Origin of the sequence: Chamaesiphon sp., from assembly GCF_041737865.1 — a bacterium.
GTDB lineage: Bacteria > Cyanobacteriota > Cyanobacteriia > Cyanobacteriales > Chamaesiphonaceae > Chamaesiphon.
Map to the genome: position 1 here is coordinate 1 of NZ_JBGSQZ010000028.1, position 13951 is coordinate 13951.

The following is a 13951-nucleotide window of genomic DNA, read 5'->3' on the forward strand; positions in this document are numbered from 1 at the left end:
ACATGCGCGGATGTTTTTTCCGAGTATAGCTGATACACTGGAGAAACATTTGCCGGAGATTGCTAATTATTTCTTAAATAGAACTACGAGTGGTGTCACCGAAGGTATTAATACTAGAATTAAGTTAATTCTCCGCCAAAGTTACGGTTTTGCTAGTTTCAAATCGATGAGAGAAAAACTGTTAGCTTGCTTATTCAAATAATCTCCGCTCCGCTCCGATCATTTGAATAAGTTTAAATTATCACCCTAAGTACAGGAGAGCCAATATAGCTTCTCATTTTGGATTGCAATCGACATTTACACCTCTGATTTTTGTTCAGTTTATCGAAGATAATATTTATTATGTAGTACAACACTCTCAATTGTTTCAAACGAGGTAAATCGATTCGCTAGCTGGACACATTCAAATCGGTAGAAAATAGAAAGATGCTGCTAAGATAGAGTAAGTTGCGAGTAATAATACTCCTTCCAACCAATTTGATCGACCGTCTAAACTAATCAAGTTTGCCACAATTACTGCGACTCCTACCGCCACAACTTCAAACGGATTAAAATTGAGATCCATCGGTTGACCGATCGCGTATCCGACCAATACTAGCATCGGAGCCATTAATAGAGCAACGAGTAAACTCGAACCCATCGCTACAGAGACAGACAAATCCATATTGTTTTTAATGGCAACACCTACCGCTGTGACATATTCTGCGGCACCACCAACTAATGGTAATAAAATTACACCAGTAAATAACGGTGTTAAACCCAATCCTTTAGTTGCTGTTTCTACCACTCCCACAAACATTTCTGATTCATAAGCAACTGCCAAGGTAGAAGCAACTAAAACACCTAACCATAGACGGACATCTGGTTTGTGTCCAGTCGCTTCAACATCTAACTCTACCAAGCTGACATCATACAAATAACTGTGAGTTTTGAGAGAAAAAAGTAACGTCATCACGTATACTGCAATTAAAATAACTGCCACGGCGATCGAGAGTTTTTCGACTGCAAATAAGTCTGAATTACTACTAGAATAAAATGCCATCGTTGGTAATAAAATCGCAATTACCGCCAGTGTCATCGACGAGCCACTGACTTGAGCAACGATCGGTTTAAATTCTTGCTCCTTATATTTCAAGCCACCCAAAAACATCGACAATCCCATCGCCAACAGCAGATTACTAATAATTGTCCCCGTGATGCTGGCTTTGACAATATCAACCAAGCCAGCTTTGAGCGCAACTAAACTAATAATTAACTCTGTAGCGTTACCAAATACGGCATTTAGCAGCCCGCCGACCGCAGGGCCAGTGACGATAGCTAGTTCCTCCGTTGCGGTACTCAACCAGATGGCTAAGGGCACAATAGCTAAGGCTGAGGTGATAAATACTACCAGTTCCCCCCAGTGTTGAGATTCAGCAGCGATCGAAATCGGCACAAAAATCAGTAACCCGATCGACAGGATTTTTTTGATAGACATGGTAGAAGTAGGTAGATAGGTAGAGGAAGGAGGGTACCTGATAGTTAGATACCCAAAGATTGTGTCAGTAACAATACACGTAGATGTGGATTAGATCTGAGAATATCTCATCCCTAGGATCAAACCTCGGCATAATATGCCAAAATTTGTAACAGTGTGTTAATAATCGTCCAATATTAAAATCAAGTTTATGAGCGATCTAGAGCAAGATCGTCCTAGTAGTCCAGAAGATCTGGCACCTACAACAGACACCAAACCAGCCGCCGCAGTAGCTAGCGATGACGATCGATTTGAATGCCGCGCCTGTGGATACAAATATAATCCCAGTAAAGGCGATCCTAAAAACCGGATTATTGCTGGTACGCCTTTTAGCGTACTACCCATGACTTGGAAATGTCCTTCATGTGGGGTAAAGAAAACCGCATTTGCGAATATCGGGACTACCGAAAGTTATGGGTTCAAAGAGAACCAGGGCTATGGGTTTGGGGTAAATACCATGACTCCAGGACAAAAAAGCTTATTAATTTATGGTGGACTCGCAGTCGGCATCCTGATTTTCCTCAGCTTATATACACTCAATTAAAAATAATTATCGCTCCAACAAATGAACCTGCTTAAACAAATTCTCAAACGAACTGTTACACTACTGGCGATCGGGATATTGTGTGTCAGTTGTAGTCACATTCAACCACTAGCTACCAGTCCCTGGAGATCCATCCAGCTACCCACCGAATCCAATATCCAGGATCTGACATTTACTGGCAATCCCCAACACGGCTGGGTAGTCGGTAGTGACGCAGCCATCCTGGAAACTAACGATGGTGGTAAAACTTGGGAAAATCGCAAATTAGAACTAGATAGCGACAAATATCGCTTCACTTCAATTAGTTTTGCTGGTGATGAAGGCTGGATTGTCGGCGAACCCGCGATTCTCCTCCACACTAAAGATACAGGCAAATCTTGGGAACGAATTGCCCTCAGTTCCAAACTACCAGGGATTCCCGCCACCATCAAAGCTTTAGGTGATAAATCGGCGGAAATGACTACTGATATCGGGGCGATTTATGCCACCCAAGATGCAGGTAGAAATTGGAAGTCACTAGTTAGTGGGGCTGTGGGTGTATTTCGGACGATTTCTCGTTCCCCTGAAGGTAAATACATCGCTGTCTCTGCCAAAGGTAACTTTTATTCGATTTGGAGTCCAGGTCAAGAAAATTGGGAACCCCATAACCGGAACAGTTCTCGCCGTGTTTCTAATATGGGATTTACTAATGATGGTCGGCTGTGGATGCTGGCGCGGGGTGGACAACTACAATTTAGCAATCCCGCAACGCCCGACGCTTGGGAGAATGAAGTATTTCCCGGACAAAAAACTAATACAGGCTTGCTAGATCTGGCGTATCGGACACCTGGAGAAGTCTGGGTATCTGGTGGGAGTGGAGATTTGCTCGTCAGCAATGATAGCGGTAAAACTTGGCTCAAGGATGAGGCTGTAGAAGAGGTACCATCGAATTTATACAAGATTTTGTTCTTTAGTCCCGAGCGTGGTTTTATCATCGGTCAACGGGGGATTATCCTTGAGTACAAAGGCACCCCCAATGTTGCTAGTATGTAGGGATTAAGGATCGATGCCTAAAGCCTAATTTCTCATTTACACATCACATTTCTTCAAGGTTATGAGATAAACTGTGATGAGTAGATATTTAACCACAGGAGTACAGACAAGATGGCAAGCGGAACCACCGGAGAACGTCCGTTTTCGGACATCGTTACCAGTATTCGTTATTGGATTATTCACAGCATTACCATCCCAGCATTGTTTGTAGCTGGCTGGTTGTTTGTTAGCACTGGCTTGGCTTACGATGCTTTTGGTACTCCTCGTCCTGATGAGTACTTTACTCAGACTCGTCAAGAGTTGCCAATCGTCTCCGATCGATTTGATTCCAAAAATCAGCTAGACAAATTCGTTCAAAAGAAATAGTTATCCCGATCCTACTTAGCTTGGCTCGAAAGTTATTTTTGGTACTTATTAGCCAATGAGTAACCAGATAAACATCGATAACTAAATCTTAAACTAACCTACCTTAAATTTTCGGAGCAAACACATGACTAGCGGCGGCGGAAATCAACCAATTTCATATCCCATTTTTACTGTCAGATGGGTAGCAGTCCACACTCTGGGCATACCTAGCGTATTTTTTATCGGCGCGATCGCTGCTATGCAATTTATTCAAAGATAGGATCGAATTAAAACTATGGAACGTACTCCAAACCCAAATAATCAGCCAGTAGAACTCAACCGTTCTTCACTATATTTAGGCCTGTTAATGGTCTTCACGCTCGGAATTCTATTTACTAGTTACTTCTTTAACTAACTAGTCTTATTTGTATTACTATTGGGATCTTTACTGAGAAAAAAACTATGTCTGAACCAGGAAAAATTCCATTGTGGCTGGTTGCTACCGTTGCTGGTATGGGCGTAATCGGCGTTGTCAGCCTATTCTTTTACGGCTCCTATGCTGGAATTGGCTCGTCAATGTAATCGAGACGACAATTTGGCTCAGTCCCAGATTGTGTGCAGATGTGGATAAAAGCAATCGAGCATTTAGTACCACCAAAACCAAAAAGCCGGACTAGTCCGGCTTTTTGATTGGATAGGCATTGGACGATCCGATCGAAACATCAGCAGCATCTGATTCGCCTACCTCCGCAGGTGAACCAGTTTACCTAAGATGAATTTAGATCGCGTCACGTTCGATATATACAAATAAGAATGCCATCGCGATCGCTGGAAATAATAAACCGACAGTAGGGACGAGGATCGAAGGTAGAAAAGAAGCTGCCATAATTAAAAATCCTCGATCTATATAAGTTGCATGTTTAGATTCTATCTGAATTAGTCAGCTAATAAAGCTCACAAATATTTGATAAAAGTTCGCAAATCTTAATCTTTAGGCTTTAGGCTTTAGGCTTTAGGCTTTAGCGAGTCGTTGTCAACTGTCAACTGTTACAAATATTTTGCTTTCACTTTCGCAGGAGATCTAATGTCTAATCATCGATGACGATCTCTAAATTTTGATAGCGGGGGGACGCTAATCCAACGACAGCAGGTAGAGCAAAATCGATTTCTAGATTGCCAGTAATATCAGTCGGGGGATTCTGGGCGATTTTTTTTGCAGATTCTGCGCTAGAAGGACGATCGATCGAGGATGGTACGGGCTTGATATCTGGATGAGTGAAGACAGATTCTCGTTTGTAGGCAAGCGGTACAGAGGGATATTGAGACGACAGGGGTATTTTTGGTGGGTTGGTATGGGCAGGATGTGACGAGCGATGTTGCTCGATCGTCAGTGGTTCTATTTGTAATTCTTGGGTAATCTGAGCCATTGCGGCGGGAGTGTCTGGCTCCAGATCGAATAGTCGTAATAGTGAAAGTTCGGACTCATGTAATGGATTGAGATTGAGGGTGACTGTAAAGCCACTGGAGCCGAGTTGAATATGGTGCTTGTCATAAAGACTGACTTCGCCCAGGAGTAAGCTGATTTTAGGCTCTGTGGGTAATTTCAGTTGACCGCTAAAAGCGAACTTATCCAGATTTGGCGGGAGAGGTTGTTCGATCGAGGTAATGATTTCGGAAGTCTGAGGATGACGCAGACAAATTGATAGCTTCTCAATTTTTACAGTTTGGACGAGATTGGGATTGAGCAGTCGTAAGTTACAGGCACCATTAATCATCAGTCGATTGCCAGGGACTATGCCCGAAAAGGTGGCGCGGTGCAAACTAATCAGTTGTAAGGGTGGATCGATAATTCGATCGAGTCGAATCGTACCCAATAATTCCTGGTGAGTTACTGGCTGTTGGTGTTGAACCCGTAATGAATCTCGCTCTAGTTGCTCCAATAATCGATCGAGTCCATCCGCCCAGTTTTCCTGTTCGCCTAGCATCGAGATCGGTACCATTGGTGCTGTCGGTGTGGCAAGATCGTCACAGCGATCGATCGCCGTCGTCTGAGGAATCAATGTCTCAAGCTGTGGCAAATTGCTAGAATTAGGAGCATGTAATGGTGTGCGAGATAAAACACGGAGTTTGAGAATATGATGCCATGTCTGTGTTCCACTCATCCCACTACAGACAAATTGCCAAATGCCTGAGTCTAAGTGCGTAAAAGGGATAATTGCTAGTAATCCCCTAGAATTAGTAGTTTGGTTGCACGATTGCGATCGCCGTTGCGGTGCCGTCAAGCCTGGAGTTTGATGGGTAACACGAGTCTGAATCTGTGTATCTAATAAGTGACTATTGGCAATGATGCGATACTTTCCTTCCATCAACTGGAGATTACCTGTTTTAATCGGCCGCCATCCTCGATCGCCCTGACGTTGGATTAGAAACTCCCAATATTCCATTAGTTACCCCCAAATTCACTAAATCTAAATTTTAGTATCTTATAAGAATAGTTTGTATGGCGATCGGTGACTAGTAATTAGTCAGCATCAATGCCCAGCAAAGTAAATATCTTCACAACTGTCAACACTTCTCTACGAAACGCTCCGCGAACGACTACGCTCTGTGCGAGCTGTCAACTGACTTAACTATGCAAACTGGAACCATTGTAGCGATCGCGACGGCTGTTGTCCCCCAACAAGGTAGTGTCGGAATTGTGCGACTCTCAGGGGTAGATGCTGTCAAGATCGCCCGCCAAATTTTTAGAACACCAGGCACCCAAGAGTGGGAGAGCCATCGAATTTTATATGGTTATGTGCGGCATCCAGAGACGGATGTGACGATCGATGAGGCACTATTACTAGTGATGCTTGCACCGCGCTCATATACGCGGGAAGATGTGGTCGAAATCCACAGTCACGGCGGAATTATCCTAGTACAACAGATTCTTCAGTTGTGTATAGAGTATGGAGCAAAAGTCGCCGAAGCTGGGGAGTTTACCCTACGGGCATTTTTGAATGGACGGATCGATCTGACTCAGGCGGAAAGTATCAGCGATCTGGTGGGTGCTCTATCTCCCGCCGCCGCTCAAACAGCAATTGCTGGATTACAAGGGAAATTGCGCCAACCGATCGGTCAATTGCGATCGCAAGGATTGGATTTACTGGCTGAGATTGAGGCGAGAATCGATTTTGAGGAAGATTTGCCGCCATTGGATTTAAATGATGTCAAAGCAAAACTAGCGGCATTAGCGGGGGAAATTGGGCGCATTGTGGCGACAGCCGATCGTGGGGAATTGTTGCGGAGTGGTTTGAAGGTGGCAATTCTCGGACAGCCAAATGTCGGTAAATCTAGTCTCCTCAATGCTTGGAGTCGGAGCGATCGGGCGATCGTGACTCCACTCCCTGGAACGACGCGGGATGTAGTTGAATCAAGATTAGTCGTCGGCGGTATTCCCGTGCAGGTATTGGATACAGCGGGGATTCGGGATACTAGTGATGTGGTCGAACAAATTGGGGTGGCGCGTTCGCGGGCGGCAGCGCAAGCGGCGGATTTAGTCCTACTGACGATCGATGCTCAGATCGGTTGGACGGATGTAGAGACAGAACTCTACGCCCAGATCGCCCCGATTACGACGATTGTGGTAGTCAATAAAGTCGATCTGGTTAAAACTAGCCCCCACCTGAATTTACCATCAGGAATTAGTGCTGTAGTCGAAACTGCTGCGGCGATCGATCTGGGAATCGATCGCTTAGAGGCGGCGATATTGGCGATCGTTGCTGGCGGCAAACTGCACGCAGCCAATATCGATATCGCCATCAATCAACGTCAAGCAGCAGCACTGATTCGCGCCCAGGCTGCCCTACAACAGGTCTTAACTACCGTCGATAGTCAATTCCCATTTGACTTCTGGACGATCGACCTCCGTGAGGCGATTAGAGCATTAGGCGAAGTTACAGGCGAAGAGGTCACTGAGTCAGTTCTCGATCGGATTTTTAGTCGCTTCTGTATTGGGAAGTAGTTGATGTTCTTTTAGGTTGAGGATCGCGGCGGGATGCTTGTAGTAAGCTAATCGGCAACCGAATAGAATCTGTGGGGGGCGATTATTAATAGTGGGGGCAGAACCAGGATCTGGGGGTTGTCTTGATGCGCTAAACCCTCTCTGCGAGACGCTTCGCGAACGGGGAACCCGAGGAGCGCGCATCGCTCCGACCCCCAGACCCCCCGTTGAGAGGCGGAACGCCGCCTCTCAAACTCTCCTACGTAAGGTTCGATTTGTGTGAAGCGGAGAACGGCATTCGCTCCATTTCTGGATTTTAGTTGGGAATAATGATTGAATAAAATCCAAATCTGCTCTTACCCTCACCCTCTCTCATTGGCGTACTGTCGCCAACGGCGAGGCTACACCAACGACTTCGCTCGGCACAAGTAGCCTCTCCCTTAGGAGAATCTCCCGCACAACCGTCCTGGCAAAATTCACACCTGTTCGTACAAACTCATTACTTGCATAATTGATAATCGCGATTGCACCCCCAGATCTAATGGTGAAGTATGTCCCCGATGCAGATGTTCCGCAGCAGCGCACCCGATCATTGCGGCATTGTCAGTACAGTACTCCAGTGGCGGAAACAACACCTTAATCCCCCGCTTATCTGCTGCTGCTTGTAATGTCGCTCTCAAGCCGCGATTCGCCGCCACACCACCACCGATGACGATCGTATTCAAACCATAGTCGCTGGCACAAGCGATCGCGCGTTTGGTGAGCGATCGCGCGACACTATGTTGAAAACTTGCCGCAATGTCAGCTACAGGTAATTCTTGCCCCTCGGCTTGCAATTTTTGCACCAATCGCAGTACCGCAGTTTTTACACCACTAAAACTCGAATCATATGGATGAAAGCCACCGCCAGGAATCGATATATTGCCCTCTGGGAGGGGGTAAAGGTGGGGATTGCCCTGACTTGCCAATCGATCGATCTTCGGGCCGCCTGGATAGCCGAGATTTAATAGTCTTGCCACTTTATCAAAGGCTTCTCCCGCCGCATCATCGCGAGTGGCTCCGAGTTCGGTATATACGCCGCAATCTTTGACATGAATCAAGCTAGTATGTCCGCCTGAGACTAGCAAACACAGAAATGGTGGCTCCAATTCTGGCGCACTCAAATAGGATGCGTAGATATGTCCCTCTAGATGATGAACGCCCAAAAATGGTTTGTCGTGCAAAATCGCTAAAGTTTTCGCCGCAGTCATACCGATCATCAGTGCACCCACCAATCCAGGTGCGACAGTTGCTGCAATCCCTTCAATTTCTGCCCAACTTAAACCCGACTCATCGATCGCCTGGGCGATCAGAGCAGTAATTGTTAATAAATGTTGCCGTGATGCCACCTCTGGGACGACACCACCATATTGAGTATGAATGGGGATTTGTGAGGCGATGACACTGCTGCAAACTTTACGGTTGTTTACAATTGCCACCGCAGTTTCGTCACAACTTGTTTCAATTGATAAAACTGTTGTCATTAGCTGCTAATTTAAAAGATGAAAACAGAGATAAATAATTTGGCAATCGTCGCGGTGTAGCTGTTAATTCAGAATATTACACCAACTCAAATAGCTTGCCGATCGGGCGATCTCGATTGGCGATATTTTGCCAACCTCTACCATACCAGTGATGTTTCGCGATCGATCGCCAAATATTACTGGATACTCCCGAAAGACTATTATAGTTTTTTTACCAAAGCAGATCGACAACCCGATCGCGCTGTTTGTAAATAAAACTTTTTGTTTTGTTATAAAAATAAACAATCACTATGAAAAAACTGCTGGCTTTTGTCTTTGCCATCTGTCTCTGGTTTAATTTTGCACCGATCGCATCTGCCTCAGAAGTAGCCGGACTCGTCCGTTGTGGCGACTCTCCAGCCTTTCAGCAACGTGCCAAAGAGGCGCGCAATACCACTGGCGATCCCCAATCTGGCAAGAAACGCTTTGAACGTTACGCTCAAGCTCTATGCGGCCCTGAAGGACTTCCACACTTGATCGTCGATGGACGACTCGATCGAGCAGGTGACTTCTTGATTCCTGGCATCCTGTTTCTCTACATTGCTGGTTGGATTGGTTGGGTTGGTCGTGCCTACCTGATTGCCATCAAAAAAGACCCTAATACTGAAGACAAAGAAATTATTATCGATGTACCTTTAGCAATTACTTGTATGTTGGGCGGATTCGCTTGGCCAGCTAGTGCCATCGGTGAATTTACCTCTGGTAAATTAGTCGCTAAAGATAATGAGATTACTGTTTCTCCTCGGTAAATTTAATGAGTAGATTCTCATGCTGAGAATCTATGTTCACGGTACAAGTTCGAGTTGACAGGCTACATTGATGTAGTCGATCCCCGAATGATTTACCAATTGAATACCAATAATTACCGATTAGCTTACCTTACCTTACGGTGATTATTACTCGATCGTATTGACTTTAAATTCTGGAGATATCCCGTGCCAAATTTCTTGAGATTTCTATCTAGTGCCCCAGTTCTAGCAGCAGTTTGGATGTCATTTACGGCATTTTTGCTAATTGAGATCAATCTCTTTTTCCCCGACCTATTATTTCACCCCTTGTAATGTTTGATGTTAGGGAATAGGTCTAATTATTTGCCTATTCCTTATACCCTATTTCCTTAATTACTTTGAGAGGTCTTCAATGGTTCTTAGTCGCGATCGATCTGTCGTCAGTACCCCCAAGTCAGAAATTAGCAATCTAGCTACTCCTGTCAACTCTTTGGGTATTGTCAAAGCTTTCATCAGTAACTTACCTATTTACCGCAATGGGTTGTCCCCACAGCGGCGTGGTTTAGAAGTCGGCATGGCTCATGGCTATTTCCTACTCGGCCCTTTTACCCTGTTGGGTCCCCTCCGTCATACCGAGCAAGCCTACTTAGCCGGATTGCTCTCAACAGCCGGATTGGTGGTGATTTTAACTGCTTGCCTAGCTATTTATGCTAGTGTCAACCCAGCACCGCCACTACCTAGCGTAGCCGCATCAAATCCACCGATAAATATCAAGGATGGTAAAGGCTGGAGTGAATTTACTTCTGGTTTCTTAATCGGCGGACTTGGTGGTGCAGCATTTGCTTACTTGTTGGTAGCCAATATTCCAACTTTAAGTAGTTTCTCTATCCTTGCTAAATAGCTAGATTCACTCACATTACTAATTCATTCTCGTTGGCGAAGCCTACCGGAGGTAATCGCATCTGAGCGAGATCGAGGCTAGCTAATTACCCTATCTTCAATATGAAGATGGGGTAATTTCATTTTTAGGGATGAGAATTAAATCATCTGCACTTTCGGCGGATGTGCTAGCCGACAGCCATAACGCATCAATAATTCGCGTTACAATACGATTGTTGTAATCATTACTGTATATGACTTCGATCGCTACGACCACTGCAAATATTACCTGGATGTGGCGCGGACATCAGATTAATTATCAGACTGCTGGCGAGACGGGCGCAGCCGTATTACTCATTCATGGATTCGGGGCTTCCGTCGGACATTGGCGCAAAAATATTCCCGTACTGGCTGAAAGTTGTCGGTGCTATGCGATCGATCTGATCGGCTTTGGAGCTTCAGCCAAACCCCAACCAGGATCGGATATTGAATATACCTTTGAAACTTGGGGCGAATTAGTCGTCGATTTTTGTCGGGAAATAATTGGGAGTCCGACAATATTAGTCGGTAATTCGATCGGTTGTATTGTCGCTCTGCAAGCTGCGATAACTAATCCAGAACTCGTTAAAGGTGTAGCACTACTCAATTGTTCATTGCGACTATTGCACGATCGCAAACGTGCCAAAATGCCCTTTTATCGTCGCTGGGGTACACCAGTCCTCCAGTCTATTCTTACTGTACCAGCGATCGGTAAATTCTTTTTCAAGCAACTCGCCCAACGCAGAGTAGTTGGCAATATATTGCGGCAAGCCTACCACCACCCAGAAGCTGTCAGCGAAGAACTGATCGATATATTGATGGCTCCAGCCGCCGATCCTGGTGCGGCGGATGTCTTTTTGAAATTTACCGCTTATTCTTGGGGGCCATTACCTGAAGATCTCTTACCCCAATTGAATTGTCCGGCGATCGCGATTTGGGGGGCTGCCGATCCGTGGGAACCGATCGCATTAGGGCGCGAATTGATGAATGTGTCTACTGTTGATGAATTTGTCGAAATCCCCGATGTCGGGCACTGTCCTCAAGATGAAGCACCAGAATTAGTCAATCCTGTTCTGAGTAATTGGATTAGTAAACTGGCTTGAATCGATCGACAATCTGGTTCTCAACAACGAGACGAGCTAAAATTCTCTTAATTAAATCAAGTTATTTCTGTGCTGAGTCAAGCAAAACAAACATGGTACTAGCAGAATCTAAAACAATTAGCTTTAATGATTTTATTACTTGGTTGCCAGAACGATCTGCATTTCGCTACGAACTCAGAGATGGAGAAATTCTAGAAATGCCCAAACCGCGAGGCAAACATTCGGAAATAGCTGGTGAGATCTCTGGTAAACTATATTTAGAAATTAACCGATTGGGTTTACCATACTTAATTCCGCGAGAATCGATCGTCAAATCGATCGATGGTAAATCTGGCTATGAGCCTGATGTCATCGTTTCGGATCGAGAACTGCTAGCTCAAGAACCACGGTGGGAGACTGAATCAATTATCACCCAAGGTAGTTCGGTCAAACTAGCAATTGAAGTAGTTTCAACTAATTGGCAAGATGATTATGCAATCAAACAGATTGCGTATCAAGCATTAGGAATTCAAGAATACTGGATCGTCGATTATTTAGGATTGGGCGGACGAAATTTTATTGGTTATCCCAAGCAGCCGATTATTTCGGTTTATTATTTAGTTGATGGTGAATACGATCTACATCAATTTAGAAGCGGCGAGATGATTGAGTCGCCAACATTTCCCAATTTAGAACTATCGATCGCATGGGATGAAATTACAACTTCGGGCGAAAATTAAAGTAAAATGTTTATTCTAAGCGTTTAAACTCTTGTGGTAACAGATCTTCTTCGGTGGTATAGATGATATCTCGATCGGTAATTTTATGCTGTTTGGCAAACTGCCGAGCGTAGTCCAACTTTGCTGGAACTTCCGCTCCTTGTTGCAATAAATTTACTTGCTCATGACGTAAATAGTTACGCTTGCGGACTTGCCGATCCTGTTGCTTTACCCAAAAGTAGCGGCAGATAGGAATGACCACTAGCCCGCTGCCATAGAGAGCTAATACCGTCAGAGCTGCACTAATTAAACCACTATTTATTCCACTTAGTAGAATCGCTAAGATGATAATGCCAACTAGATTTCCAGCAAATAAAGCGATCGACCAATTAGTTTGAGTTGATGTGGCTTTACTAAACTTCCACTTACGTTCTCGCAAAGATTGCGGAACTCTGGCAGATTTGTCTGAGTCATCTCTGATGGTGGTTTGGAGATCGGGAAAATGATAGACTAGCTGTCCGGTAGGACTCACTTGGGGAATACCATTAAACTTGGTTAAGACTGGTAACATATAGTTTTCATATTCCCGATCTGTTCCCTCCCCTAAATTATCTAAATACGGCGCGATTTGTTCTCCAATTGCCACGCCTTGCTGACGATGGATCAGATTAGCGATATAACTCCAGCGTCGCTGTTCGAGATCGGCATTAGGATTGCCATCACCAAATAGTACTGAAAACACTGCTTCCAGAAAGTTAAGTGGTTTGCGCTGCGTTTTTGCGCGTAGCGGTGCAATTGAATAGGTAGTAGGCATGGTTGAATGACTAGAGGAGCTACTGCCACCCCAATCAAAAATACCTAAAACACAACTCCCTCCGCCATCACCGCAATCACCGCCACCATCGTTACTAAAAATCGCGGCTAGTGTAATCGCCAAAATTGTCAAATAGACAACACTGATGGAAGTAATCAACAAAATCCCAAATGAGATCTTCACCAGATAGAATCCAACGGACGAGACTCGATCGATCCAAGCCTTAAATCTTAGTCTGACATTCTTGCGGAGCAAAATTTGCCGAAAGTCTGGCGATAAGACATAAACCACTTCGCCTGTGTCGGTAACTTGAAGATGTCCCCCAGTTTGATTTGCTAAAGCTAGTAATCCCGAACGCGCCGCTTCTAAATGGATACCAGTATGGGTGACAACATCCCCACAAGTCACTCGATAACCGAGTTGTTCCACCGCTGTCATGAGTTGAGGATTGGCATTCATTATCCGCTGTTCCAATATATCCACCTGCTAACATTTGTGGAGCGATCCAAACTTGAGATGCTATGGACGATTTAATTAACACCCTAATAAAATTTTAGCCAAATTTAGTCAAGGTTGACATTGATTACCTCTGTACCCATTAAACAGTTGACAAGGGAAACCCCAAGAACACTGGGCGGGTGCCCCGATTCGTGACAAGTTAAGAAAAGTCGAGGTTTGTCAAGAGGGGAAAGAAAAGATGTCAAACTCA

General features: G+C 44.8%; 18 protein-coding genes. 13 read left to right on the forward strand and 5 right to left on the reverse strand.

Features of this window, described 5'->3' with window-relative positions:
- Positions 1-202: transposase (locus ACEW9J_RS02045; protein ID WP_373543483.1), on the forward strand; the 202-nt coding region annotated here is incomplete at its 5' end.
- A 201-nt stretch (positions 203-403) separates the two neighbouring features.
- Here the strand turns inward: ACEW9J_RS02045 and cax are convergent.
- Positions 404-1477 (reverse strand): calcium/proton exchanger, encoded by a 1074-nt coding sequence (gene cax, locus ACEW9J_RS02050; RefSeq protein WP_373543484.1) that lies wholly within the window; start codon positions 1475-1477, stop codon positions 404-406.
- A gap of 190 nt (positions 1478-1667) precedes the next feature.
- Here cax and ACEW9J_RS02055 point away from each other — a divergent pair, with 190 nt between their 5' ends.
- The 6 genes from ACEW9J_RS02055 (at position 1668) to ACEW9J_RS02080 (ending at position 4019) form a co-directional block, all read left to right on the forward strand.
- Positions 1668-2060 (forward strand): rubredoxin, encoded by a 393-nt coding sequence (locus ACEW9J_RS02055; protein ID WP_373543485.1) that lies wholly within the window; start codon positions 1668-1670, stop codon positions 2058-2060.
- A 21-nt stretch (positions 2061-2081) separates the two neighbouring features.
- Positions 2082-3092: a photosynthesis system II assembly factor Ycf48 gene (locus ACEW9J_RS02060; RefSeq protein ID WP_373543486.1), complete on the forward strand. Its 1011-nt coding sequence runs from the start codon at positions 2082-2084 to the stop codon at positions 3090-3092.
- A gap of 111 nt (positions 3093-3203) precedes the next feature.
- The gene (gene psbE, locus ACEW9J_RS02065; protein WP_373543487.1) at positions 3204-3458 is read left to right on the forward strand and encodes a cytochrome b559 subunit alpha; all 255 of its coding nucleotides are present in this window, start codon (positions 3204-3206) and stop codon (positions 3456-3458) included.
- Positions 3459-3582: 124 nt separating this feature from the next.
- Positions 3583-3717 (forward strand): cytochrome b559 subunit beta, encoded by a 135-nt coding sequence (gene psbF / locus ACEW9J_RS02070; protein WP_373543488.1) that lies wholly within the window; start codon positions 3583-3585, stop codon positions 3715-3717.
- 15 nt (positions 3718-3732) lie between these two features.
- The gene (locus ACEW9J_RS02075; protein WP_373543489.1) at positions 3733-3852 is read left to right on the forward strand and encodes a photosystem II reaction center protein L; all 120 of its coding nucleotides are present in this window, start codon (positions 3733-3735) and stop codon (positions 3850-3852) included.
- Between the two features lie 47 nt (positions 3853-3899).
- On the forward strand, positions 3900-4019 hold the full coding sequence (locus ACEW9J_RS02080) for a photosystem II reaction center protein J (RefSeq protein ID WP_373543490.1): 120 nt from the start codon (positions 3900-3902) through the stop codon (positions 4017-4019).
- A gap of 196 nt (positions 4020-4215) precedes the next feature.
- Here the strand turns inward: ACEW9J_RS02080 and psaI are convergent, their stop codons facing one another.
- Both psaI and ACEW9J_RS02090 read right to left on the reverse strand, forming a co-directional pair.
- Entirely contained in the window at positions 4216-4323 is a 108-nt protein-coding gene (gene psaI / locus ACEW9J_RS02085) for a photosystem I reaction center subunit VIII (RefSeq protein WP_373543491.1), read from the reverse strand.
- A gap of 202 nt (positions 4324-4525) precedes the next feature.
- A complete protein-coding gene (locus tag ACEW9J_RS02090) occupies positions 4526-5881 on the reverse strand; it encodes a hypothetical protein (protein WP_373543492.1) in 1356 nt (451 codons plus the stop codon).
- Between the two features lie 188 nt (positions 5882-6069).
- Between ACEW9J_RS02090 and mnmE the strand changes: the two genes are divergently transcribed.
- Complete coding sequence (gene mnmE / locus ACEW9J_RS02095; RefSeq protein ID WP_373543493.1) at positions 6070-7440, forward strand: tRNA uridine-5-carboxymethylaminomethyl(34) synthesis GTPase MnmE; 1371 nt, start codon at positions 6070-6072, stop codon at positions 7438-7440.
- Between the two features lie 455 nt (positions 7441-7895).
- Here the strand turns inward: mnmE and tsaD are convergent, their stop codons facing one another.
- Positions 7896-8942: a tRNA (adenosine(37)-N6)-threonylcarbamoyltransferase complex transferase subunit TsaD gene (gene tsaD, locus ACEW9J_RS02100; RefSeq protein WP_373543494.1), complete on the reverse strand. Its 1047-nt coding sequence runs from the start codon at positions 8940-8942 to the stop codon at positions 7896-7898.
- Between the two features lie 290 nt (positions 8943-9232).
- Here tsaD and ACEW9J_RS02105 point away from each other — a divergent pair, with 290 nt between their 5' ends.
- The 5 genes from ACEW9J_RS02105 to ACEW9J_RS02125 all read left to right on the forward strand — a co-directional run bounded on the left by ACEW9J_RS02105 (position 9233) and on the right by ACEW9J_RS02125 (position 12449).
- Positions 9233-9730, forward strand: a complete 498-nt coding sequence (locus ACEW9J_RS02105; protein ID WP_373543495.1) for a Photosystem I reaction center subunit III — start codon at positions 9233-9235, stop codon at positions 9728-9730.
- Between the two features lie 186 nt (positions 9731-9916).
- The gene (locus ACEW9J_RS02110; RefSeq protein ID WP_373543496.1) at positions 9917-10042 is read left to right on the forward strand and encodes a photosystem I reaction center subunit IX; all 126 of its coding nucleotides are present in this window, start codon (positions 9917-9919) and stop codon (positions 10040-10042) included.
- Between the two features lie 79 nt (positions 10043-10121).
- Positions 10122-10610, forward strand: coding sequence for a photosystem I reaction center subunit XI (locus ACEW9J_RS02115; RefSeq protein WP_373543497.1), 489 nt, complete (start codon positions 10122-10124; stop codon positions 10608-10610).
- A gap of 232 nt (positions 10611-10842) precedes the next feature.
- On the forward strand, positions 10843-11730 hold the full coding sequence (locus tag ACEW9J_RS02120; protein ID WP_373543498.1) for an alpha/beta fold hydrolase: 888 nt from the start codon (positions 10843-10845) through the stop codon (positions 11728-11730).
- 92 nt (positions 11731-11822) lie between these two features.
- The gene (locus tag ACEW9J_RS02125) at positions 11823-12449 is read left to right on the forward strand and encodes a Uma2 family endonuclease (protein WP_373543499.1); all 627 of its coding nucleotides are present in this window, start codon (positions 11823-11825) and stop codon (positions 12447-12449) included.
- Between the two features lie 10 nt (positions 12450-12459).
- Here the strand turns inward: ACEW9J_RS02125 and ACEW9J_RS02130 are convergent, their stop codons facing one another.
- Entirely contained in the window at positions 12460-13725 is a 1266-nt protein-coding gene (locus tag ACEW9J_RS02130; protein WP_373543500.1) for a hypothetical protein, read from the reverse strand.
- Positions 13726-13951: the final 226 nt, after the last annotated feature.

Coding starts and splice junctions, on each gene's coding strand:
- cax (WP_373543484.1), bottom strand. CDS start 1,477: ATGTCTATCAAAAAAATCCTGTCGATCGGGTTACTGATTTTTGTGCCG.
- ACEW9J_RS02055 (WP_373543485.1), top strand. CDS start 1,668: ATGAGCGATCTAGAGCAAGATCGTCCTAGTAGTCCAGAAGATCTGGCA.
- ACEW9J_RS02060 (WP_373543486.1), top strand. CDS start 2,082: ATGAACCTGCTTAAACAAATTCTCAAACGAACTGTTACACTACTGGCG.
- psbE (WP_373543487.1), top strand. CDS start 3,204: ATGGCAAGCGGAACCACCGGAGAACGTCCGTTTTCGGACATCGTTACC.
- psbF (WP_373543488.1), top strand. CDS start 3,583: ATGACTAGCGGCGGCGGAAATCAACCAATTTCATATCCCATTTTTACT.
- ACEW9J_RS02075 (WP_373543489.1), top strand. CDS start 3,733: ATGGAACGTACTCCAAACCCAAATAATCAGCCAGTAGAACTCAACCGT.
- ACEW9J_RS02080 (WP_373543490.1), top strand. CDS start 3,900: ATGTCTGAACCAGGAAAAATTCCATTGTGGCTGGTTGCTACCGTTGCT.
- psaI (WP_373543491.1), bottom strand. CDS start 4,323: ATGGCAGCTTCTTTTCTACCTTCGATCCTCGTCCCTACTGTCGGTTTA.
- ACEW9J_RS02090 (WP_373543492.1), bottom strand. CDS start 5,881: ATGGAATATTGGGAGTTTCTAATCCAACGTCAGGGCGATCGAGGATGG.
- mnmE (WP_373543493.1), top strand. CDS start 6,070: ATGCAAACTGGAACCATTGTAGCGATCGCGACGGCTGTTGTCCCCCAA.
- tsaD (WP_373543494.1), bottom strand. CDS start 8,942: ATGACAACAGTTTTATCAATTGAAACAAGTTGTGACGAAACTGCGGTG.
- ACEW9J_RS02105 (WP_373543495.1), top strand. CDS start 9,233: ATGAAAAAACTGCTGGCTTTTGTCTTTGCCATCTGTCTCTGGTTTAAT.
- ACEW9J_RS02115 (WP_373543497.1), top strand. CDS start 10,122: ATGGTTCTTAGTCGCGATCGATCTGTCGTCAGTACCCCCAAGTCAGAA.
- ACEW9J_RS02120 (WP_373543498.1), top strand. CDS start 10,843: ATGACTTCGATCGCTACGACCACTGCAAATATTACCTGGATGTGGCGC.
- ACEW9J_RS02125 (WP_373543499.1), top strand. CDS start 11,823: ATGGTACTAGCAGAATCTAAAACAATTAGCTTTAATGATTTTATTACT.